This window comes from Acetobacterium fimetarium (genome assembly GCF_014284475.1).
Classification (GTDB): domain Bacteria; phylum Bacillota; class Clostridia; order Eubacteriales; family Eubacteriaceae; genus Acetobacterium; species Acetobacterium fimetarium.
Map to the genome: position 1 here is coordinate 1 of NZ_WJBC01000029.1, position 22731 is coordinate 22731.

At 47.5% G+C, this 22731-nt stretch carries 18 protein-coding genes and 1 other RNA gene; 17 read left to right on the plus strand and 2 right to left on the minus strand.

Annotated features, from left to right (window positions below):
* The first annotated feature begins 410 nt into the window (after nt 1-410).
* The 3 genes from GH808_RS13560 to GH808_RS13570 all read left to right on the plus strand — a co-directional run bounded on the left by GH808_RS13560 (nt 411) and on the right by GH808_RS13570 (nt 3331).
* Nucleotides 411-1631 carry a M23 family metallopeptidase gene (locus tag GH808_RS13560; RefSeq protein ID WP_207722339.1) on the plus strand — a complete coding sequence of 407 codons (1221 nt, stop codon included), beginning with the start codon at nt 411-413 and terminating at the stop codon, nt 1629-1631.
* 283 nt (nt 1632-1914) lie between these two features.
* The gene (locus GH808_RS13565) at nt 1915-2481 is read left to right on the plus strand and encodes a hypothetical protein (RefSeq protein ID WP_186843327.1); all 567 of its coding nucleotides are present in this window, start codon (nt 1915-1917) and stop codon (nt 2479-2481) included.
* Between the two features lie 166 nt (nt 2482-2647).
* On the plus strand, nt 2648-3331 hold the full coding sequence (locus GH808_RS13570) for a regulatory protein RecX (protein WP_186843328.1): 684 nt from the start codon (nt 2648-2650) through the stop codon (nt 3329-3331).
* Between the two features lie 112 nt (nt 3332-3443).
* Here the strand turns inward: GH808_RS13570 and GH808_RS13575 are convergent, their stop codons facing one another.
* Complete coding sequence (locus GH808_RS13575) at nt 3444-4295, minus strand: pyridoxamine kinase (protein WP_186843329.1); 852 nt, start codon at nt 4293-4295, stop codon at nt 3444-3446.
* Between the two features lie 109 nt (nt 4296-4404).
* Between GH808_RS13575 and pdxR the strand changes: the two genes are divergently transcribed.
* From pdxR to queA, 14 genes are all read left to right on the plus strand, one after another.
* Complete coding sequence (gene pdxR, locus GH808_RS13580) at nt 4405-5799, plus strand: MocR-like pyridoxine biosynthesis transcription factor PdxR (protein ID WP_186843330.1); 1395 nt, start codon at nt 4405-4407, stop codon at nt 5797-5799.
* Between the two features lie 457 nt (nt 5800-6256).
* Entirely contained in the window at nt 6257-8725 is a 2469-nt protein-coding gene (locus GH808_RS13585; RefSeq protein WP_186843331.1) for a U32 family peptidase, read from the plus strand.
* 3 nt (nt 8726-8728) lie between these two features.
* Nucleotides 8729-11098, plus strand: a complete 2370-nt coding sequence (locus GH808_RS13590) for an endonuclease MutS2 (RefSeq protein WP_186843332.1) — start codon at nt 8729-8731, stop codon at nt 11096-11098.
* 119 nt (nt 11099-11217) lie between these two features.
* On the plus strand, nt 11218-11751 hold the full coding sequence (gene dcd, locus GH808_RS13595) for a dCTP deaminase (protein ID WP_186843333.1): 534 nt from the start codon (nt 11218-11220) through the stop codon (nt 11749-11751).
* A 45-nt stretch (nt 11752-11796) separates the two neighbouring features.
* Entirely contained in the window at nt 11797-12960 is a 1164-nt protein-coding gene (locus tag GH808_RS13600) for a cysteine desulfurase family protein (RefSeq protein WP_186843334.1), read from the plus strand.
* A gap of 17 nt (nt 12961-12977) precedes the next feature.
* On the plus strand, nt 12978-14138 hold the full coding sequence (gene thiI, locus GH808_RS13605; protein ID WP_186843335.1) for a tRNA uracil 4-sulfurtransferase ThiI: 1161 nt from the start codon (nt 12978-12980) through the stop codon (nt 14136-14138).
* 196 nt (nt 14139-14334) lie between these two features.
* Nucleotides 14335-16149, plus strand: coding sequence for a GTPase HflX (gene hflX, locus GH808_RS13610; protein ID WP_186843336.1), 1815 nt, complete (start codon nt 14335-14337; stop codon nt 16147-16149).
* A gap of 3 nt (nt 16150-16152) precedes the next feature.
* Nucleotides 16153-16803: a YigZ family protein gene (locus GH808_RS13615; RefSeq protein WP_186843337.1), complete on the plus strand. Its 651-nt coding sequence runs from the start codon at nt 16153-16155 to the stop codon at nt 16801-16803.
* Between the two features lie 396 nt (nt 16804-17199).
* Nucleotides 17200-17688 (plus strand): VanZ family protein, encoded by a 489-nt coding sequence (locus tag GH808_RS13620; protein ID WP_186843338.1) that lies wholly within the window; start codon nt 17200-17202, stop codon nt 17686-17688.
* A gap of 23 nt (nt 17689-17711) precedes the next feature.
* Entirely contained in the window at nt 17712-19073 is a 1362-nt protein-coding gene (radA, locus tag GH808_RS13625) for a DNA repair protein RadA (protein ID WP_186843339.1), read from the plus strand.
* A gap of 78 nt (nt 19074-19151) precedes the next feature.
* A non-coding RNA gene (ssrS, locus tag GH808_RS13630) (6S RNA) lies at nt 19152-19334 on the plus strand.
* A 252-nt stretch (nt 19335-19586) separates the two neighbouring features.
* Nucleotides 19587-20189, plus strand: coding sequence for a Holliday junction branch migration protein RuvA (gene ruvA / locus GH808_RS13635; protein WP_186843340.1), 603 nt, complete (start codon nt 19587-19589; stop codon nt 20187-20189).
* 3 nt (nt 20190-20192) lie between these two features.
* On the plus strand, nt 20193-21257 hold the full coding sequence (ruvB, locus tag GH808_RS13640; protein WP_186843341.1) for a Holliday junction branch migration DNA helicase RuvB: 1065 nt from the start codon (nt 20193-20195) through the stop codon (nt 21255-21257).
* Entirely contained in the window at nt 21250-22275 is a 1026-nt protein-coding gene (gene queA, locus GH808_RS13645; RefSeq protein WP_186843342.1) for a tRNA preQ1(34) S-adenosylmethionine ribosyltransferase-isomerase QueA, read from the plus strand. The genes ruvB and queA overlap by 8 nt, the downstream gene beginning before the upstream one ends.
* Nucleotides 22276-22552: 277 nt before the next feature.
* Here the strand turns inward: queA and GH808_RS13650 are convergent, their stop codons facing one another.
* Nucleotides 22553-22726, minus strand: a complete 174-nt coding sequence (locus GH808_RS13650; RefSeq protein WP_186843344.1) for a ribbon-helix-helix domain-containing protein — start codon at nt 22724-22726, stop codon at nt 22553-22555.
* Nucleotides 22727-22731: the final 5 nt, after the last annotated feature.

Sequence of the window (22731 nt, forward strand, 5' to 3'; positions counted from 1 at the left end):
CTGTGGCATTACCGTTAGGCTATCGGCAAATCCCGTACCGACCAATTGTTAATCAGTTGTATGCTTGCAATTCGTACACTCATAAGAAATTTTCAATTTCTTATGAGTCGCGGGCAGTCGCCAACTACAAGCTAGCTTGTGATTGGCTCGTTACCATCGCGAAGGCTATCGCCTGTTCGCCTTGATGCATACAACACGATGTAACAATTGTCGGTACTGATTCAGATCATAACCTTGAGTCTGGTTTTATCGGCAAATCCCTCACCGACCAATTGTTCATCATGCGGTATGCGCATGAATAGAATTATACCATAAAATATTAAAGCTGTTTAAGAATTTACAAAGAACTTGTAAAGTTTAAACCAATGTGGTATCATAATTGTAAATAAAATGTAACAAGGAGGAGAGGCATGGATAAAACTCAAAATTTATTTGAAAAATTCAGAAAGATGTTGAAGCAGTACCGATTCAATCGGGAAACACAAAAAGTTGAACGAGACGAATTCAGCGGGAAAAAACATGTCAATCGTAGAACGTACTTGAAAAGAAAAAAGAAGAATTCATTCAGAATGCGTGGCGCTGCAGTTGTAGCCGGTGCATTTTTAGTATTGGCTGGTGCGGGGGCCGTAGATGCCCAGACCAAAGGCATGGATATGCTTAATAATGGACTTGGCTTTGCTGACAGCCCGACTATTTCCGAAACAGCGATCAACAGCAATGATTCCGGTAAAATCGGAACATCGCTTGATAATAATGGAATACAGTCAGCCCGGACCGCCATCAGCCAGACGACGGTAGCAGTCGCCCAGACGATTGCAGATACGGGATCGACTCTGGATGAGACCGTTCAGGTGGCAGAAGCGGTAACGAATGATTCATTGCCGACCGATCAGACGGTGGAAACATTGGTAGAAAAAACACCGCTGACGACAGCGTCCGTGGATGTAACACCGGTTGAAACCTCATCGGAAACGATCACGGTAGCGGAAGTTACGGCTGATCAAACGATGATGTCAGAACCAGCAACTGAACAAACTGTAGCAGATGCAGCACCAGCCGTTGAAACGCCAGTAGCTGTGACACCAGCTGAAGAAGCACCGGTTGTGGCTTCCCCGGCTGATGAAACACCAGCGGTTGAAGAACCAGTGGCAGAGGAAACGCCAGCGGTTGCTGCGCCGGCAGTTGAATCACCTGTCGATGAAACTCCAGCAGTGGAAACACCACAGGCTCAGTTTGTACTTCCGGCCAGCGGTCGGGTGGGAGAAATTTTCAGAAATTATGATAGTGGATATTACAGTAATCATAGTAATGGTGCAGCAGTTGATATATTAAACAGCGCGGGAACGCCTGTTTATGCGGCAGCGTCGGGTACAGTAACCCTTGCCGGCTGGTATGGCGGTTATGGTAACTGCATCGTCATTGATCATGGCAATGGTTTTTCAACCCTTTATGGACATTTTAATACTATAAATGTTTCAGAAGGACAAACTGTTTCTCAGGGCGATGTCATTGGTGGAATGGGATCGACCGGATCATCCACTGCTAATCATGTTCATTTTGAAATACTGCTTAATGGTGTGGCTCAGCCCATTGGTGGCTTCTTCGGTATCAGTACCGGCGATTACGTATAACCTAAAGCGTCTCGAAAGAGGCGCTTTTTAGGCTGTCGATAAACCCCGTACCGACCAATTGTTAATCGGTTGTTTGCTGCAGAATCGGACACTCTTCGAGATGTCCGCTCTGAGGCAAACAACATGATGTAACAATTGTCGGTACTGCGTTAGTACTTTACCTACAATTCTCAGGCGTCTCGAAAGAGGCGCTTTTTAAATGCAAAAAAATCTTGATCGTATTGTAGATATATGGTATCATAATGTAAATAAAACGTAACGAATAATAACACGAGGTAAATATATGAGCGATGTTGTAAAGAATGAACGTGACAATCGAAGAAAAAAACGCTTGCGAAAAAAACGGCAAAGTACAGTCGTGACCATTATGATTTTTGTTATCATGGCGACGGTTGGCGTTGTAAATGCGCAGACGCAGGGTTATGAAGTCTTCTATCATGGCAGGAGTCTTGGTTATGTTCAAACGGCTGGCGTTTTTGAATCAGCCGTGGATCGGATCCAGAACAGCCTGGGTGAGACATACAACAATGATAACGTCCTGCTTGGCGACGGATTTGAGCTTGTTCCGACAAGGGTTGAAAATTCCATGGATTTTGACGCATGCGTCCAGGTTTTGAGCAATGCCGGCATCGAGCTTTGCGTAAAAGGGACCGCAATTGTGGTAAATAATCAGGAAGTCGGCACCATGGCTTCTTTTGATGAGGCTCAGCGGGTGATCGCGGCTTATCAGAATATCAGCGGTATTGAGGCAAAGAATAGTGGGATTCAATGCATTGAAAAAACAGTTCCGATTTCTGAAACAAAAGATTTTTCCGCCATGTTAAAGAACATAAAAGCATTGAAAAACTAAAAGCAAACAGTCCATTGGAAACTCGTCCTGGAGACAATAGTAAGTCGTTGTCTGCTGCATGATCGTACAGGCTATCGCCTGTTCGCCATGATGCAGACAACTGATGTTACGATTATCTCCAGGACTTACTTTTTATTTTATCGATACTCTAAAGGAGGAAACGTCGATGAGTTCTCAAACTGAAAAAGCCATGGATTTGGCGGCCAATTATTTATCTTATAAAGCCCGTACCGCCAGCGAAATGGTGATCTATCTCAGGAAAAAAAATGTGGCGGATGCTGATATTGACTATGTCATGGAGAAACTTCGCGAATACCGTTATGTTGATGACGAAAGCTATCTCAAAAACTACGTCGAGAATAATCGGCAACTGACCTATTATGGGACAAAGCGGTTGCTCCAGGATCTGAAAAGACGGGGGATCAGTGATGACTTGTTGCGCACCCTCGGGGATCTTTTTCCCAGTGCGGCGGAATACCAATGCTGCATGACGGTTGCCGTAAAAAACCTGAAGCTGTTAAATGGAAAGCCGGTTTTGGAGAAACGAAAAAAACTGTATGATAAATTGGCCCGGATGGGTTTTTCAAGGGACATGGCCATGGACGTGATCCGGGAATTGAATTTAGCGGAAGAACCGGTTGAATTATCCGGGGAAGAAATAGCGGTTGCCGAAAAGAAGGTCCTGGAAAAACTGAATCAGGACTATCAGAAATATGAACGGCAATACCTGAAAAAAGGGTTTATCGGAAGGGATCTGGAGAACCGGATCATCAGGAGTCTGATGGGTCGGAAATATCCCTACGAAATGATCAAGGATAAACTCAGAGAGATGAAAGAAGAAAAGGAATAACGGCCAATGCAGCATCGACTCGATGCCGCATTGGCCGCTTTCGATTTTTTTTGCAAAGTGCCGTTAGCTTAACAATCAGTTTCGCACGAACCAGTTTTGAGAGGATCCGGTGTTAGAGTCCCAGTCGTTTGATCAGATAGGGGATGGCCCGTTCGAAGGCTACACCGTAGCGCTTTTCCTGGTTCAGCTCGACGGTTTTCAGGATACATTCACGGGTATAATCCACGGCGATCTGGGCCGCATTTTTGAGATTGAAATTGCTCAAAAGTCCGGCCAGCAGGGTGCTGCCGAAGATGTCGCCGGTTCCGTGAAAATGATCGTTCACACGCTGATTGAAAGCGTAGTCGATGGTGTTCGTTGTGGAATCGAATACGGCCGCGCCGAGTTGCGTGTCATCAAAGGCCACGCCGGTCAGGACGACTTTCTTGGCGCCTAACTGAGCCAGGCTGACCAGCAGATTTTCGATATAGGCCTGATTGTAATCATTGCCGACGTAGGGTTCGTCTAAAAGAAAAGCAGCCTCGGTAAGATTTGGAACGATGATGTCCGCTTTGGCGCATAACTTGGTCATGCCCTGGGCCATTTCCTGGGAGTAGACGGAATAGAGCTCACCGTTGTCGGCCATGACCGGATCAACCAGGGTGATGGTGTTGTCGCCCTTGAACGTGTCAAAAAGGTCGGCGACCAGATCGATCTGATCAAAAGAGCCTAAAAAACCGCTGTATAATGCGTCAAATTCCAGCTTGAGGGATTCCCAGTGGTCGGCAATCGGGGTGATGTCATCGGTCAAATCGCGGTACGTGAAATTTTCGAAGCCGCCGGTATGAGTTGATAAAACGGCTGTCGGCAGGATGCTGGTATCGAAGCCGGCAGCTGATATGATCGGGAGGGCAACCGTCAGGGAACATCTTCCGACGCATGAAATATCATGAATGGCGGCCACTCGTTTTTGTTTTTCTGGCATTAATTTATCTCTTTTCTTGATTTTAGAATTACTCTAGTATATGATAAAATTGATCCCATAAAAAGAATCAGTTTTATGCAAAATAATGGGAACAGATGTGGGGGGAGTCATGATTACGATTCCGTTTAAAAATAAAGGCCAATTTCTGTATGAGGAAATATATGAATATCTGAAAAATGAAATCATTGCCGGCAGCCTGAAATATCAGGAGAAGCTGCCTTCAAAACGGAATATGGCCAGTCATTTGTCGGTCAGCGTGAATACGGTCGATGCCGCTTATGGCCAGCTGATGGCTGAAGGCTATGTGGAATCCATTCCGAAAAAGGGCTATTTTGTCTGTGAAATTGATACCTATTTTCAGAGCGAAAAAAGAGCAGTCCCGGAAAAGAGATCGGCTAAATCGGAATTTGAAACGGTTAAAATCGATTTTTCGCCTAATGCCATTGATCATCGGATTTTTCCCTACGATGCTTTCCGGAAAATATTCAAAGCAACTTTCAATGAATATGATTTGAATTTACTCAATAAACCGGACATTCAGGGAGAGCCGGATCTGAGAAAAGCGCTGGTCGATCTGCTGTACCGTTCCCGCGGGGTGATCTGCAGCGAAGACCAGATCATCATTGGCTCCGGTACCGATCATTTGCTTCAAAGACTGGATTTGCTCTGGGGTCGAAACAAGGAAATTATTCTGGAGAATCCGGTCTATCTGAAGGCATACAATATTTTTGAAAAAATGGGGAACCAGGTGATATCGGTGGACATTGATGAAAAGGGAATCCGGATCGAGCCGTTGATGAAGCATAAAAATGCGGCGATCTACGTCACTCCTTCCCATCAATTTCCGCTGGGAATGAGCATGCCGATTGATCGACGGATCAAGCTGCTCAATGTTGCCAATCAGGAGGAAGGCATTTATATTATCGAAGATGATTATGACAGCGAATTCCGCTATAATGAAAAGCCATTGCCGTCACTGCAGAGCATCGACAAAAACGGAAAGGTCATCTACATCGGGACTTTTTCAAAATCAATTGCCCCGTCGATGCGAATCAGCTACATGGTTTTGCCGGAAACCCTGCTCAAGACTTATCTGGAAATTGCGGATCAGATCAGCTCGCCGGTTTCAAGTCTTGAACAGAAGATGATTGCGGCATTTATTGCTGACGGCTTTTTTGAAAAACATGTCAACAAAATGCGCAAGGTTTATAAGGAAAAACGGATCACTCTGATGAATGCCCTGCATCAGCTCGGGGATCAGGTCAGCGTCACCGGTGAAAATGCCGGGCATCACCTGCTGGTGCAGCTGGGAAACGGCATGACGGAAGAAACCATGTGCTGTCGGGCCATGAATCTGGGCGTGAAGGTCTATCCGGTGTCGCCCTATTTTATTCATGGGGTTTCAAAGAACCATCAAAGCATGGTGCTGCTGGGATACGGTTCACTAACGGAAGCGGAAATCTACGAGGGGATCGGCCTGCTCAAAAAAGCCTGGGATTTGTAGGACGATTCTTTAAGAAAAATTCAGACAAGGCCACACAACTTTTTTATTTCAATCAGGTATGGTATAATAATCAATTGCATAGATCGAAATAATGATATCGTTAATCGCGAAATTTATAAACTCGAACAATAATTGCTTTGCGAGTAGTTTCGCACGAACCAATTTCTCCACTGTACGGCGGACAGTTCATTGAAACGGACTTAAGGTAAAAAGCAAACGGAGTACCGACAATTGTTACATCATGTTGTGTGCATCAGAGCGGACATCTCGAAGAGTGTCCGATTCTGCAGCACCACAACAGATTAACAATTGGTCGGTACGGGTTTATCAACAACCTACTGAAAACAGGTTATGAACTGTTCGCCTACACGTTACAAAATTGGTTGTGGAAACTGCTCGCAAAGTTAACGGACCTATTCGCAATCAACCAGAAATAATGATAGAACAAGAGGTAAGAATGAATAAAAAACCAGAACTGCTCGCACCGGCTGGAACCATGGATGCCATAATTGCTGCCATAAATGGTGGGGCGGATGCGGTATATTTTGGTGGGAAAGCCTTTAATGCCCGTCGCAATGCTGAAAACATGACGGAAGATGAAACCAGAACGGCAGTGGCGCTTTGCCATCACCGCGGGGTGAAGGTGTACGTCACGCTTAATATATTAATCAAAAACAGTGAATTTGATGCGCTCATCGACACGCTCAATTTTTTAAAAGATCTCCATGTCGACGGGCTGATTGTCCAGGATATCGGACTGATTTATCTGCTGCGGCACTATTATCCTGAGTTCAAGCTTCAGACCAGCACCCAGGCCTCGGTTTACGGGCTGGAAGGCACCTTGTTCTTTCAGGAGCTTGGTTTTTCCCGGGTCGTACTGCCCCGGGAAATGCCGCTGGCCGAGGTGGCCGAGATCAAAAGAAATTCAGCGATCGAACTCAAAATATTCTGTCACGGAGCACTGTGTTACGCCTATTCGGGACAATGCCTGATGAGCAGTATGATCGGGGGACGAAGTGGTAACCGGGGACTCTGCGCCCAGCCCTGCCGGAAGACCTACAAGCTTTTGGATGAAGCGGACCGCCTGATTCACGAAGGGTATCTGCTGAGTCCCAAGGATCTGAAAATCCTCGATGAAATGGCGGCGATTGTTGATTCCGGCGTGGATGCTCTGAAAATCGAAGGCCGGATGAAAACACCTGAGTACGTTTATGGCATCACCCGTGCCTACCGGGAGCAAATCGATGAGGTCGGCGGTGAGCGTGGCGAGAAAACCATCGATGAGCAGGCGGTGATGCAGGTGTTCAACCGGGATTTCACAAAGGGCCATCTGTTTGATGAACCGGATCTTTTAAATCCGCAGGTCGGGAAAAATCGTGGCATCTTGATCGGCAGCGTCGTCGCGCTGCCACAATCGAAAAAAAGGCAGAACCAGGGAGCCTACCAGCCGCTGGGCATACGCCTCAATGAGGATGCCCAGCTTTCGGTCGGCGATGGTTTGTCCTTTGGGGAAGACGGCAAGAGCGGAACGAAGGTGGACAGTATTTTCGCTTTGGATGGCAGTCGCCGGGAAAAAGCTTGTGGCGGCGAATCCGTGGCGATTCCATGCCGTTATCCTGTTTCACCGGGAACACTGTTGTACAAGAATTATGACCGGGAGCTGATGGATTTGCTTCAACAAATGGGGTCGGTTCCCGTTAAGCTGCCGGAGCCGGTGGTGGATTTTCGAGTGACGATCAAGGCCGATACAGCGGTGGTCATTGTTGCGATGACCCGGAGCATTGAGGTGACTGTTGTTGCTGATTTCATGCCGGAACGGCCGCTGAAGAAGGCGCTGGATGAATCCCTTGTCAGAGAACAGCTGGCGCGCATTGGGGGAACCGGCTTTGAACTGGGAAGCATTGAAATAAAGATGGAACCCGATCTCTTTCTGTCGCGAAGTCAGTTGAATTCGCTCAGAAAAGAAGCGGTTGAAAAACTGCAAGCGAAAATCACCCAGGCAGCGGAAACGAAAACTGGCGCGATGAAAACCGAAGTTTTGCTCGAAAAAGAGCTGTATGGAATTTCAAAATCAATCGATCAGGAGAATCAGAAAAAACGGATTTCACTGGAATTCAGCGAAATGCCGTCGCCGGAATTTTTGTCTCAGCTTACGGGGCTTGGCATCACAGAGGTGGTGATCCCCCTGATTGACGATGGTGTTTCAGAAATAGCTGCCTTTGCCAAAGACTGCGGCTTTAACGTGCTTTTAAAAACACCGAAGGTGACGGATGCTGGCTGTGCCCGCAAGCTGCGGCGATTATTGGATCTGGATATTGAACATGACGGCTTTCTGATTGGAAATTATGAAGCCTTGCAGATGCTCAAAGATCGCGTGGATTATCTGGAAGCGGACCAGTCCTTCAACTTTTTTAATACGTTGGCGGCAAAAGCCCTGCAGGAATGGCATTTTGACGGCGGGGTTCTGTCGCCGGAACTCGATGGCGTTGCGCTGAAGGATATTTCGGAGCATACGGAGCTTTTCACAGTATTGCCAGTTTACGGCCGGCAGGAGCTGATGGTGAGCCGGAAATGCCTGTTCAACTGCGCCGCCTGTCCCGAAAAAACAAAAGGGAAAAGCGGCCTCTGCCATCAGGAAATGGCCGGCAACCTGGTGGATGAACGGGGCGGATCTTTTCCGGTCAGGCGCGATAATCGCGGACTGATCCATATCTACAACCGGGATGTTCTTTTTCTGAGAGAAGAAATTCTTGATCACGTTGGAGTGGATACCTGGCGGGTTTATCATCAAAATGAAAGCCTTGAAACCCTTAAAAACATCATCGGCTATTACAGCCGGGACATCTATCAAAAGCATTGGGGCCTTCCGGAAGGATTGCAGACGGCCGGGACAACCCGGGGAAGTTTTAAACGAGGAGTGAAATAAAACATGGATCAGAGAAGCCTTAAGGTTCTGGAATACCATAAAATATTAAAAAGTCTGATGGAGAATTGTGTGACGCAGGGCGGAAAAGAGCAGGCACAAGCACTGCTACCGCTGGAAACACTGACTGCTGTCAACCGGGCGCTTGATTTAACCAATGAAAGCCTGGGGATGATTCTTCGAAACGGGCGACCGCCGCTAGCGGATGTGCCCAATACCAGCGATTATGTGAAGCGGGCGGCCATCGGATCGATGCTTTCCATGAAAGAGCTGCTTTCGATTGCTACCCTGCTTCGCATTGCCGGCGATATGGACAATTACTATCATAATGACACCCAGATGGATACGCTCGTTCTGCTCAAAGACCTGTTCGAGTCGCTGGAAAGCTGCGAGGAGCTGGAAAAAGAAATCAGCCGCAAAATACTGGGACCTGAGGAAATAGCGGATACGGCTTCCCGCGAGCTGTCACGGATTCGCCGGGAGATGCAGTTCAAATACAACCGGATCAGTGAAAAACTCAATCACATGATCAGCTCGACGGCCTATGAGAAATATCTGCAGGAAAAAATTGTCACCATCCGCAACAGCCGGTATGTGGTGCCGGTCAAGCAGGAATATCGCAGCCAGGTTCCGGGAATTGTGCTGGACAAATCCGCCAGTGGCGCCACCTTGTATATCGAACCCCTGGCGGTGGTTGAACTGAACAATGACATTAAAATACTGGTGGCGGAAGAAGAGCAGGAGATCATCCGAATTCTCAAGGATCTGACCCAGAAAGTGGCGGACAGCCGCGAGGATATCATCGGCAATTATGATCTGCTGGTGGATCTGGATTTCCAGTTCGCCAAAGCAAAATTAGGTCTGGCGATTGATGGCGTCAGGACAGAGATAACAGAAGCCGGCCCGGTGGCTTTGCTGCGGGCGAAGCATCCGCTGATTCCGAATGATCGGGTCGTGGCGTCGGATATATATTTTGAAGAGTCAATCGATACCATGGTGATCACCGGTCCGAATACCGGCGGGAAAACCGTATCGCTGAAAACCATCGGATTGTTGAATCTGATGGTGCAGTCCGGCTTGTTTGTGCCCGTTCGGGAAGGCAGCAAAACCCGGATCTTCAGGGATATTTTCGCAGATATCGGGGATGAACAGAGCATCGAACAGAGCCTGAGCACCTTTTCCTCCCATATGACCAATATCGTGACGATCATGGATCAAGCGGATGCAAACAGTCTGGTGTTGTTTGATGAACTGGGCGCCGGAACTGATCCGACTGAAGGGGCGGCCCTGGCGATTTCAATTCTTGATGCGCTTCACAAACGGGGCGTGACCAGCGTCTCCACGACCCACTACAGCGAGCTCAAGGAGTATGCGCTGGTGACCCCGGGCGTCATCAATGCCAGTGTGGAGTTCGACGTGAAAACACTGCGTCCTACCTATCGGCTGCTGATCGGCGTTCCGGGTAAATCCAACGCGTTTGAAATTGCCAAGCGGCTGGGACTGAGCGATGAAATCATTGAAAATTCAAAGTTGTTGATTAAAAACGAGGCCATTCGCTTTGAAGAGACCCTGATAAAAATTGATGAAAAGCGCCGCCGAACCGAAGCCGAGCATGATGCCATGATCCGCTTGAAGCGGGAAACCGAAGAAATGAAGCACCAGATGGATCAGGAAAAGGAACGCTTTGAAGAAGAGAAAAAGGCTTTGATTGCAAAAGCGCAGGAAGAAGCCCTGGAGATCGTCAGAAAAACCCGGGCGGAGACCGAAGAAATTTATCGGGAGATCCGGACGATTCAGGAAACGACGACCAGTGCCATCAGGGACAACAAAGAACTTGAAGCCATCCGCAAGCGCATCAAGGAAAAGGAAAAGAATATCTATCAGTTTGGCAATCTACCCCGGGACTATCAGGGCGAAGCCTTGAGAATGGAGGATCTGAGCGTCGGCATGAAGGTGTTTGTCGTCAGCCTCCGCAAGGAAGGCGAAGTCATCAACCTGCTGCCCAATGAAGACAAGGCCATGGTTCAGTCCGGCATCATGAAACTCAAGGTTGATGTCAAGGATCTCGCGCCGTCAAAGGCACTGGCCAAGCCGGAGGAGAAAAGGGTCACCTTCAAGAAAACCGATCGCCATGCGATGAATACAAAACTGGATCTGCGGGGGAAAAATGGTGAAGAGTCACTGTTTCTGGTCGAAAAAATGATCGGCGATGCGATTCTCACCGGCAACACCCAGCTTGTCATCGTTCACGGCAAGGGCACCGGAAAACTGCGCCAGATCATTCATGAATACCTCAAAGGAAATCCTCTGATTGCAGACTTCCGTCTGGGCGCCATGAATGAAGGCGGCTCAGGTGTCACCATCGTCAATCTCTAGGATAAAGATTGACACGATCACACAACCCATAATACAATGTATGGGATTTAAGCGTAAACCGGCAGCGAAGCGCACAGTCGTTTTGCAAATAGCTAACAATAATAGATTTTGGAGGAATTATGATATTATCGGACAGAACCATTTACGAATATTTGGAAAGAGGAGATCTGGTTATTGATCCGCTGGAAAAGGGACAGGTTCAGCCGGCATCGGTCGACATTCGGCTGGGGAGCAGTTTCCTGAAGCTGGATGAAAATTATTTTGAGGCGATGACGTTGACGGATGAAATTAAATACGTTTCCATGGAAGCGGATGAGATCATTATTCCATCCAACTCGTTTCTGCTGGCAACGACCATGGAATACATCAAACTCCCCTGTAATTTGACGGCATTTGTGGAGGGTCGCAGCTCCATCGGCCGGATGGGACTCTTCATTCAAAATGCCGGATGGGTTGATCCGGGTTTTGAGGGGGAAATCACGCTTGAGCTTTACAATGCCAATCGTCTGCCGATTAAATTGGAAAAGGGCCGACGCATTTGTCAGCTGGTCTTTGCCCAAATGGATGCCGAGGCGCTCAATCCCTATCAGGGGAAATATCAGAAACAGCGTTCTGCTGTGGGCAGTCGCATTTTTCTGGATGAGGAATGCTGAAATAAATTTTCTAAAAATGGTCTCAGCAAGAGAAGGAACAGGGTTATGAAAGAAATATACTTAGATAATGCAGCAACAACAAGAGTGCACCCCCAGGTGGCTGAAAAGATGATGGATGCGCTGGTCAATAATTACGGCAACCCGTCATCCCTTTACGGCCTGGGAATCCGCGCGGAACAGGCAGTCAGGGAAGTTCGGGAACGCATTGCCGCCACTATCAACTGTCAATCTCAGGAGATTTATTTTACTTCCGGCGGGACCGAAGGAAATAATATGATTATCAAAGGGATTGTTGAGAATAAGCAACGCAGCCGGATGCGGATTGTCACCACCGCCATTGAGCACCCATCGGTACTGGATGTATTTTCATTTTATGAAAACCATCAGGTGGAAGTGGTGGTTCTGGGGGTGGATGCCCAGGGGCATATCGATCTGGATGAACTGAAAACCGCCGTCAATGCCAGCACGATTCTGGTGAGCATCATGGGTGTGAATAATGAACTGGGCACCATTCAGGATCTTAAAGCCATTGGGAAAATCGTGAAAGCGGCGAATCCCAAATGTGTCTTTCACTCTGATTTTGTGCAAGGCTATATGAAAATACCCCTTGATGTGAAGGCGTGTCAGCTCGATGCGATCACCATGTGCGGTCATAAAATTTTTGGCCCCAAAGGGGTGGGGGCGGTGTATATCAAAAAAGGTACCACCATCAAACCGCTGCTTCATGGCGGCGGACAGGAAAACAACATGCGTTCCGGAACGGAGAATGTGCCGGGGATTGTTGGCTTCGGGGAAGCGATCCGGATCCGAAAAGATACGTATCGGGATCAGCTGAAGGCGATCCGCAAGCTGCGCAGCCGTTTCATCGCGGGGATAAAAGAGCAAATAGAGGATACACTAGTCAACGGCGATCCCGATGGCAGTCCTTATGTGTTGAATGTATCGTTTAATCATGTGCGTGGCGAGGTGCTGCTTCACAGTCTGGAAGCAAAAGGCATCTGTGTTTCCACCGGATCGGCCTGCTCCTCCCATAAAAAGGAAAAACAATATGTACTGAAGGCCATTGGGCTGATGGAAGAATATAAAGAGGGAACCATTCGCATCAGTTTTTCTGAGGATATCACCGAAGCGGATGTCGATGAAGCAGTGAGTGCGATTGCTGAAGCAGTTGCGAGCTTGCGGCTTCTTATAAAGAAGCGAAGAAAATAAATCACAGGAGAAAATTAATGGAACATGTTATTTTGGTTCGATACGGTGAAATCGCCTTAAAAGGACTGAATCGGAATTATTTTATCGAGTTATTGGCAAAAAACATCCGCAATACCCTTCGTTGTGTGCCGTCGGCAAAGGTTAAAAGAATACAGGGACGCATCATTGTCGATATTGAAGAGGCTGATCTTGAATTGGGGCTGGAACGGATTCAAAAAGTATTTGGAATCGTGTCAGTCAGTCCGGCCTTTGTCATTGACAGTGACATCGATGTGATTGAGGAAAATGCGATTGAGCAGGTTCGTTCGGCACAAGGGGTTAAAACCTTTAAAATCACCGCCAAACGCGGAGATAAAACGTTCCCGATTAAATCGCCTGATCTGAACTGCCGGCTGGGAGAAGTGATTCTCGACGCGGTGGAAGGTGTTTCGGTGGACATTCACAATCCGGATTTGAATCTCTGGGTTGAGGTGCGGCAGAAGACATATATGTATCATGAATTCATACCCTGTAACGGTGGCATGCCGGTGGGATGCAGCGGAAAAGGCGCATTGCTGCTGTCCGGCGGAATCGACAGCCCGGTTGCGGGCTACCTGATGGCAAAACGCGGGGTGGAAGTGATTGGAGTCTATTTTCACAGTTTTCCGTTTACCAGCGACCGGGCCAAACAGAAGGTCATCGATCTGGCCAAGATCATGAGCCAGTACTGCGGCAAGATCAAACTCTACGTGGTGCCGTTCACTGAGATTCAGACCAAAATTGTGGAAAAGTGTCCGGATCGCCAGACTACCATTATTATCCGTCGGTATATGATGCGCATCGCCGAGATGATTGCCGAAAAAGAAGGGGCCAAAGCCCTGATCACCGGGGAAAGTCTGGGACAGGTGGCAAGCCAGACGATGGAAGGACTCGGCGCGACCAATGCGGTGGCCAATCTTCCGGTTTTCCGCCCGCTGATCGGTTTTGATAAAGCGGATATTGTTGCAATCGCCGAGCGAATCGGTACCTTTGAAACATCGATTCTGCCTTATGAAGACTGCTGTACGATTTTTGTTCCCAAGCATCCCGAAACCAGGCCGAAGATTCCGGAAATGCTGCGTTCGGAGGAAGCCATCGCTGAAATGATGGTGGATATGATGGCGACCGCGGTGGAAAACTCGGAGATTATTAAACTGTAAAACATCATCCCGTAGGGGCGGGTATTACCCGCCCGCAGACGTTTGTGTTTAAGACCGGCGTTTACGGGCGATTAGTAATCGCCCCTACGAAAAAAGATGTTGTGTATTAACAACAATCTAAAACATTGAGTAACCAGGCCATTATTGCCTGGTTTTTGTGTTATAATGAAGCAAACAATTGATAAAGGAAAAAGTGATGGCAGACAACAAAAATAACGGCATTCGCCTAAGTTATATGAATGAACTCAATGATCTGATTGGGTATCAAATGGAAAACCAGGTGCTTCTGGATGAATATGTTCTGGAGATCTTGAAGCGTTTGACCCTGGCTGTAAAAAAGGAAATACTGATCGCCACGGATGATAAAAACCGCATTCAATGGGTTAACGTGGGGGATGCTGCAACCGTCAGCATTGGCAACGAGGAGATGGAATACCATATCAAGTCGCTGAATAAATACCGGGTCATTCATACCCATCCCGGCGGGAATCCCCGGTTGTCCCAGGAGGACTTTTCAGCGGCCAAGAAACAGAAAATCCAGTGCATTGTGGCAGTTGGTGTGGATGAAGACGCGCCGTCGACTTTTGGTATTGGTGTGCCGATTGTGGAAGCGGATTCTCTGGAGTATGGGCAGGCCCTGTTTAAAAATCTGAAGGAGCTTAATGCCTTTTCACTGGAGTATTATATTCTTCAGGCCAATCGCTTTATCAAAAACGACCCGAACAATAAATTTGATATGGATGAGGATGAAGAAAGAGCGCTTCTGATCGGGCTGGATCTGCCGGGAAACAAAGGCGTCACGCTTGAAGATTCCATGGCAGAGCTGGCGCAGCTGGTTAAAACAGCCGACGGGTTGGTTATTGAACAGGTGTGTCAGGCACGCAGTCAGATTGATCCGACTTTCTATGTGGGGAAGGGCAAACTTCAGGAGCTGATCAAAGTCATTCAGAATAACGACATCAATCTGATTGTCGCCAATGATGAGCTGAATTCCCGGCAGATCGCCAATATTGAGGCAGCCACCGGAACGAAGACGGTGGATCGGACCACGATCATCCTCGATATTTTTGCTCGCCATGCGACAACGCGGGAAGGCAAGCTTCAGGTTGAACTGGCTCAACAGAAATACCGGATGAGTCATCTCAAGGGGCTGGGTATTGTCATGTCCCGGACCGGCGGCGGCATCGGAACCCGTGGACCCGGCGAAAAAAAACTGGAGACCGACCGACGTCATATCCGCAGTCAGATTGAAGAGCTGGAAGCGCGGGTCGAGCGGATCGACAAAAGCAATACGCTCAATGCGCTGCAGCGAAAAAAGAACAAGGTGAAAACCGTCAGCCTGATTGGCTACACAAACTCGGGAAAAAGCACGCTGTTTAATCGTTTGACACAAAGCGAGGCGGTCACGAAGGATGGCCTCTTCATCACGCTGGATTCAACCCTGCGCAAGGTGGACCCGGAACATGGGGACTATCTGATTTCAGATACGGTTGGCTTTATTGAAAAGCTGCCGCACGATTTAATTAAGGCATTTAAAACCACGTTAAAGGAAGTTGAAACCGGGGATGTGTTGCTGCATGTGGTGGATGTCTCCAATCCGAATTATGAAGCCCAGATTCAGGTGGTTAATCAGGTGCTGTCTGACATCGGCGTGGGCGATAAAAAGATCGTGATGATTTACAATAAAATTGACAAGTTATCCCGCGCAGAGCAGGAAGCTTTTTTATTGAAAAATCAGGTTGCGAGAGAGGAACTCAATCTTTATATCTCGGCCAAAGAGGGCCTGGGGATTGAGGAGCTGTTCGAAACGATCAGCGTTGTTCTGGTCGGCGAAAAACGGGAGATGAAGCTGCTGATCCCCTACGACGACAATAAGTCCCTGTCGCTGCTTCATGAAATGAAGGTGGTGCTGGATATTGACTATCAGACGGAAGGAAATCTGGTGACGGTTGAAATGACAGATGGATTTCCGATTCATCTGTTTGAAAAGTATAAGGTGTCAGAGGTGTAGGCCGTGGATGATTACAAAACCGTATTGAGATCCGATGAAACGGAAGTAGAAATCAAAAAGTCGCGTTTCATCAACCTGGTCTTTCATGTGGAAGACGAAGCAGCAGTGGATGAAATTCTGACAGAAATCCGGAAGAAGCACTACAAGTCGACACATGCATGCTGGGCCTATGTGCTTAATACCAATCCGAAACGTCAGAAGGCCAGTGATGACGGGGAACCTTCCGGCACGGCGGGAAAGCCGATTCTGGATGTGATCAATCACCGGGAACTGAAAGATGTGCTGGTGGTGGTGGTTCGCTATTTCGGCGGCATCAAACTCGGCACCGGGGGACTGATCCGCGCCTACGGTGGCGGTGCCAGTGATGTCCTCAATCACTGTTGCATCATCAAAAAACAGTTTTCTGATCAGGTGAAAATTGTTATTCACTACCCAAGCTACGGCGGACTCAGCAATAGCCTGATGGAAAAAGAAATCTTTCCGGTCAGCGAGGAGTTCGGGGAGAATGTGACGCTGAATTTTCAGATTGCCGTTGCTCAAACAAAGGCTTTTTTAGACTGGGTTGAGGACCAAACCAATGGTACGGCTCAGATCATCCGGGGAGAGCAGGCTTATGTGGATGTGGAAGTAACGAATGACGAAAAAACCATGTAAAGCTATCAAATAGCAATGATTTGCTGGATTGAATGTTTTGAGAGCGCCTTTGTTGAAAATTCGGATCGTTATAAAAATAACGATTGGTGCAACCTCTTTACAATGAATGCAACTTTGTGTATAATACACAAATAGAATGATAAAAAGTTTTGAATTAGTGTGGATACAATAATGTATTTTAATTTGAAACACAAGAGCAAAAATATCGGAAGATTTCTTTCGGTATTTTTTCTTTGTCCAGAGAATTCGGATTAACTTTTCATCGCAAAGGCAGAATCGGTGCCTTTTGATGATGATTTTTATGATAAATAAGAAATAACTGTGGTTCTTTAAAGGAATATTGGTTATAATATCAGAGCTTTTAAGATTGGCAGTTGAGCTGGAAAGGAATAACTTATGGCAAAAAACAATCGCGTCGCATTTCTGTTTAAGCTGATTTTTCTGGCTTATGCGGCATGCTTATTTATGATGACACTGTTACCTGATTCGAGTAACATTACATATGAAACAACGTTGAATATCATTCCGTTTGCAAGTATTGACAACTTCTTTTATGATATGATGAGTAGTGGCATCATCGACTGGAATTTCCTGGCAACCGGGCCGACGAATTTTCAGGATATTATCATGTATACTTTTACCGATTCGTTCAAGAATCTGATCGGCAATATTATCCTGTTTGTTCCGCTGGGGCTGATTTACCCATTATCCCGGAAAAAGAAGGTTCGCTTTCTTGAGATTTTTCTGATCGTTCTGGGAACGACCTGCACCATTGAAGTGATCCAGTATTTATTTCTGACCAGTCGTCGGGCCGATATTGATGACATTATTCTTAATCTGATCGGCGGTCTGATCGGTTATTGTATTTTCAAATGGATTGAATAGGTAAATAAGAATCTGGAGGTAGCATGGCTAAGAAGAAAAGTATTTTTGTCTGTCAGAACTGTGGTTATGATTCTCCAAAATGGATGGGAAAGTGTCCGGAATGCAATCAATGGAATACCATGGTTGAGGAGCTTGATTTTGCAAAGCTGGGCAGCAAGGAAAACACGAGAGAACGTGGGGTGTATTCCAAACCAAAATCGCTGGCGGAGATCACTTACTCGGGGGAGACGCGCTATCCCACAAAAAACCTGGAATTCGACCGCGTGCTGGGCGGAGGCATTGTTCCCGGCGGCATGATTCTGCTGGGCGGAGATCCGGGCATCGGAAAATCCACATTGCTTTTGCAGACAACCGAAGCGCTGGGGAATCAGGGATACAAAGTCCTGTATATTTCGGGAGAAGAGTCGGAACAGCAGCTGAAAATGCGCGGCGAACGCATGAATGTGAAATCAGAAAATATTTCGTTCCTTTCTGAAATCAACATCCCCTATCTGTTGACCATTATTCTGGAAGAGCGGCCGGATATTGTGATCATTGACTCGATTCAAACGATGTACAGCCCGGATATTTCTTCGGCCCCCGGCAGCGTCAGCCAGATCCGTGAAAATACGGGAGCGCTGATGCAGCTGGCAAAGAAGGACAACATCTCGATGATTCTGGTGGGGCACGTTACCAAGGATGGCAGTATTGCCGGACCCCGGGTTCTGGAGCATATGGTGGATGCGGTACTCTATTTTGAAGGCGAGAAATACCATACCTACCGGATTCTTCGGGGCGTTAAAAACCGTTTCGGTTCCACCAACGAGATCGGTATTTTTGAAATGACGGAAAGCGGACTGCAGCCAGTGGCCAACCCATCAGAAATGATGCTGGACAGCCGGCCGGAAAATACCTGCGGCTCTGTCGTCGTTCCCTGTATGGAAGGAACGCGGCCACTACTGATTGAACTGCAGGGCCTTGTTTCATCATCGAACTTCGGGAATCCCCGGCGAATGGCGACGGGAATGGATAACAACCGCATGGTTCTGCTGATGGCGATCATGGAAAAGCGTCTGGGTATTCAGATGCAGTCGGTGGATGCCTACATCAATGTGGTTGGAGGCATTAAAGTCGATGAACCGGCGCTGGATCTGGCGGTGATTGCCGTGCTGTATTCCAGCCTGAGAGATTTTCAGATCCCGGCTGACCTGATCATTCTGGGCGAAGTTGGCCTGACCGGAGAAGTCAGAAATGTCCAGCATATGGAAAAACGGTTGATCGAGGCGGGGAAGCTCGGCTTTAAGCGGTGTATCATACCAAAGGGAAATCAAAAGGGGTTGCACATCACGGGGATTGAAACATATCCCGTCGATAACATCCGTTCAGCGTTGGACTGGCTTGTTTAATTGAGGCAGCATCAGATTTTGCCTGATTACACGCAAAAATTTATCCTTTGACTTAAATCTGCAATCGTGTATAATGGAATTGTCCCAAAGTGTTCGTCATATACTTTATTTTTGAACCTACATCATTTTAGAGGGAGTCTGATTGTTCGCTGTTAGATGTCGGGCCGTACCAGATCACCGGAAGGCAGAAAATAGAGACAAGACACCCACCTGGCTTACGCTAGGGCGTCAAAAATAGAGGGCGACACATTTGGGACAAGCACCTAAGGGTGCTTTTTTTGTTGAATTATTTTTTCGTTTTGGTACAATAGATAAAGTATGCATTAGCGAAACGGTTGTCAGCTTTGCCGCCGGTTTGCGCGAATCAATTTGTACACTGTACGGCGGACAGTCTATCGACTGTTCGCCTACACGTTACCAAATTGATTGCGAAAACCGACAGCAAAGCAATATCAGTTTATCTTTTAGGCGTTTCGCGTAGTCAGTTAACAGAATTAATATGAAGGAGAGCGGATGTACGAATATATAATTGGAAACCTGGAAGAACAGGCGATGGATTATGTGGTTATTGATTTGAACCACATGGGGTACAAAATAAAAGTATCCACCAATACTCTCAATGAGCTGCCGGGTCTGCATTCGGAGGTTAAGCTTTTTCTTCATCAGATTATAAAAGAGGATGAAATGTCCCTTTATGGTTTTGCCACCCCGGATGAACGGGAAATATTCCGGACGATGATTGGCATTTCCGGGATCGGTCCGAAAGCGGCAGCCGGACTCTTATCCCAGTTCAGCAGCAGCGAGCTGATCAGCCATATCCTGAACAACGATCCCAAAGCGATTTCAAAAGCGCCGGGAATCGGGCTCAAAACAGCCAGTCGGATTATTCTGGAGCTGAAGGATCGCTATAAGGATTATGCCGGTATGGACGTTAAAGTGATCAATATTCGGGAAACCAATGACATCGCCAATCAGGCTGTCAACGGACTTGTCGGATTGGGTTACAGTCTTTCTGAAGCATCGGAAATGGTATCAAAAGCGTATGACCCGGATAGCAGTCTCGAAGAGCTGATAAAAGGCGCACTCCGGGCCACGAATCCGTTGAAGGGACGGTAATACATGAAAGAACGCATCATTACTTCCGATTTTACTGAATTGGATGCAGAAATCGAAAAAAACTTGAGACCCCAGGGACTGACTGAATATATCGGTCAGGAGCGCGTGAAAAAGCAAATGGGGATTTTTATCAAGGCCGCCCAGAAAAGAAAAGAAAGCCTGGATCACGTGCTGCTTTATGGCCCGCCGGGTCTTGGCAAAACGACCCTTGCCAATATCATAGCCCGGGAGATGGGGGTGGGAATCAAGACCACTTCCGGACCAGCCATCGAAAAAGCCGGCGATCTGGCGGCCATTCTGACCAGCCTGAAAGAAGGGGATATTCTCTTTATTGATGAAATCCACCGGCTTCAGCGGTCAGTTGAAGAAGTGTTGTACCCGGCCATGGAGGATTTTGCGCTGGATATTGTCATCGGCAAAGGGCCGGGCGCACAGTCGATCCGGCTGGAGCTGCCGCCCTTTACCCTGATTGGTGCGACCACCCGGGTGGGCCTGCTGACTTCGCCTTTAAGAGACCGGTTTGGGGTGATTCAACGGCTGGAGCTTTATACCGCCGAGGAATTGGCGAAAATCATCCGGCGGTCATCCGGCATTCTTGGGATTGAGATGGATGATGAGGGCGCGGTAGAATTGGCGATTCGTTCCCGAGGAACGCCGCGAATTGCCAACCGTTTGCTGAAACGGGTTCGGGATTATTGTGAAATTGAAGGCCAGGGCGTGATCAATCTGAAAATTACCCAGGAAGCGCTGGATCTTTTTGAAGTGGATGCAGTCGGACTGGATCAGATTGACCGTATCATGCTGATGACGATCGTTGAAAAATTTGACGGCGGCCCGGTCGGACTGGATACGCTGGCGGCGGCCATCGGTGAAGAGAAAAATACCATCGAGGAAGTTTATGAGCCCTATCTGATTCAACTGGGCTTTCTTTCGAAAACGCCAAGAGGGCGGGTGGTCACCAGTCGCGGATACAAACATTTGGGACTTGAGGTGTTAATGAGTGATTCATCGAATCCTCAGCAAATTAAACTGAATTTTTATGACGATGAGGAAGAAACAGATGAATAGATCAGACTTTTATTACGACCTGCCGGAAGAGCTTATTGCTCAGCATCCTTTGAAAAAGCGGGATGAATCCCGATTGATGGTAATCAATCGAAAAAAGAATACAATTGAAGACCGCCGGTTTTTTGATGTTACAGAATACCTGCGACCCGGCGATCTGCTGGTGATGAACAACACCAAAGTTATCCCGGGAAGAATTTACGGACACCGGGAGGATACCGGCGGCAAGGTCGAGATCCTGCTGCTGAGACATCTTTCAGATAAGGACTGGGAAATCATGGTCAAGCCGGGAAAACGAGCCAAGGTTGGCGCTCGGATTGTTTTCAGTCCGGAGCTGAAAGGGGTGATCACCGGAACGACCCAGGGCGGTCTGCGGGTGATCAGCTTTGAATACACGGGCATCTTCAAGGAGATCGTCAACGAGATCGGTTTGATGCCGGTTCCACCCTATATTCACGAAACCCTGGCGGACAACAACCGTTACCAGACGGTTTACGCCAAGCGCGAGGGCTCTTCGGCGGCACCAACGGCGGGCCTGCATTTTACCCCGGATCTGCTTGAAAAGATTGAGAAAATGGGCGTCAGCATTGCCGAGGTGACCCTTCATGTGGGAATCGGCACATTCCGTCCGGTCAAATGTGATGTCATTGAAGAACATCATATGCACGAAGAATATTTTGAGGTGCCGGAGGAAACCGCGAAAGCCATCAAGCGCACGAAGAAAAACGGCGGGCGTGTCATTGCCGTTGGGACGACGTCAGTGCGGACCCTGGAAAGCGATGCGCAGTTCAATGAGGGGAGCGTGGAAGCCTATTCCGGGGTGACGGATATCTTTATCTATCCGGGCTACGAATGGAAAGTGGTGGATGCGATGATTACCAATTTCCATCTGCCGGAATCCACCCTACTGATGCTGGTGTCGGCTTTTTACAATCGGGAAGCAATCATGAAAGCCTATCAGACGGCGATCGATCTGAAATACCGTTTTTTCAGTTTTGGCGACGCCATGTTTATCGAATAAACGTCAGCTTCGCGGCCGGTTTACGCGAATCAATGTGTACACTGTACGGCGGACCGTTCGATGAAACGTAATAGAGGTAAAAAACAGACGCAGTACCGACAATTGTTACATCATGTTGTTTGCCTCAGAGCGGACATCTCGAAGAGTGTCCGATTCTGCAGCAACCAACAGATTAACAATTGGTCGGTACGGGTTTAGCAATTTACAAAATAAAATACAGGAGATAGGGAACAGTACCAAAAAATGTAGCCAAAGATCCCCAATTATAGAAAAAAGCCTATTTTTCAACAGGCTTTTCATACTTATTTACAACAAGTTCAATTCCTTTGTCCAGTAACTTCGATATGGGGATCATCGTTTCTTTCGATAAGGTTTGTAACTTCAACCATAATTCAGAATCAACCGCATTGGAGATTCGAGTTCTAGTTTTTAGTCCGTATTTATCACTCATCTTTA

Excerpts from the sequence above, each read along its gene's own strand:
- ruvA (WP_186843340.1), top strand. The coding sequence starts at position 19,587 with ATGTACGAATATATAATTGGAAACCTGGAAGAACAGGCGATGGATTAT.
- pdxR (WP_186843330.1), top strand. The coding sequence starts at position 4,405 with ATGATTACGATTCCGTTTAAAAATAAAGGCCAATTTCTGTATGAGGAA.
- GH808_RS13585 (WP_186843331.1), top strand. The coding sequence starts at position 6,257 with ATGAATAAAAAACCAGAACTGCTCGCACCGGCTGGAACCATGGATGCC.
- queA (WP_186843342.1), top strand. The coding sequence starts at position 21,250 with ATGAATAGATCAGACTTTTATTACGACCTGCCGGAAGAGCTTATTGCT.
- GH808_RS13575 (WP_186843329.1), bottom strand. The coding sequence starts at position 4,295 with ATGCCAGAAAAACAAAAACGAGTGGCCGCCATTCATGATATTTCATGC.
- GH808_RS13590 (WP_186843332.1), top strand. The coding sequence starts at position 8,729 with ATGGATCAGAGAAGCCTTAAGGTTCTGGAATACCATAAAATATTAAAA.
- GH808_RS13650 (WP_186843344.1), bottom strand. The coding sequence starts at position 22,726 with ATGAGTGATAAATACGGACTAAAAACTAGAACTCGAATCTCCAATGCG.
- ruvB (WP_186843341.1), top strand. The coding sequence starts at position 20,193 with ATGAAAGAACGCATCATTACTTCCGATTTTACTGAATTGGATGCAGAA.
- thiI (WP_186843335.1), top strand. The coding sequence starts at position 12,978 with ATGGAACATGTTATTTTGGTTCGATACGGTGAAATCGCCTTAAAAGGA.
- GH808_RS13620 (WP_186843338.1), top strand. The coding sequence starts at position 17,200 with ATGGCAAAAAACAATCGCGTCGCATTTCTGTTTAAGCTGATTTTTCTG.
- radA (WP_186843339.1), top strand. The coding sequence starts at position 17,712 with ATGGCTAAGAAGAAAAGTATTTTTGTCTGTCAGAACTGTGGTTATGAT.
- GH808_RS13565 (WP_186843327.1), top strand. The coding sequence starts at position 1,915 with ATGAGCGATGTTGTAAAGAATGAACGTGACAATCGAAGAAAAAAACGC.
- GH808_RS13570 (WP_186843328.1), top strand. The coding sequence starts at position 2,648 with ATGAGTTCTCAAACTGAAAAAGCCATGGATTTGGCGGCCAATTATTTA.
- GH808_RS13560 (WP_207722339.1), top strand. The coding sequence starts at position 411 with ATGGATAAAACTCAAAATTTATTTGAAAAATTCAGAAAGATGTTGAAG.
- dcd (WP_186843333.1), top strand. The coding sequence starts at position 11,218 with ATGATATTATCGGACAGAACCATTTACGAATATTTGGAAAGAGGAGAT.
- hflX (WP_186843336.1), top strand. The coding sequence starts at position 14,335 with ATGGCAGACAACAAAAATAACGGCATTCGCCTAAGTTATATGAATGAA.
- GH808_RS13600 (WP_186843334.1), top strand. The coding sequence starts at position 11,797 with ATGAAAGAAATATACTTAGATAATGCAGCAACAACAAGAGTGCACCCC.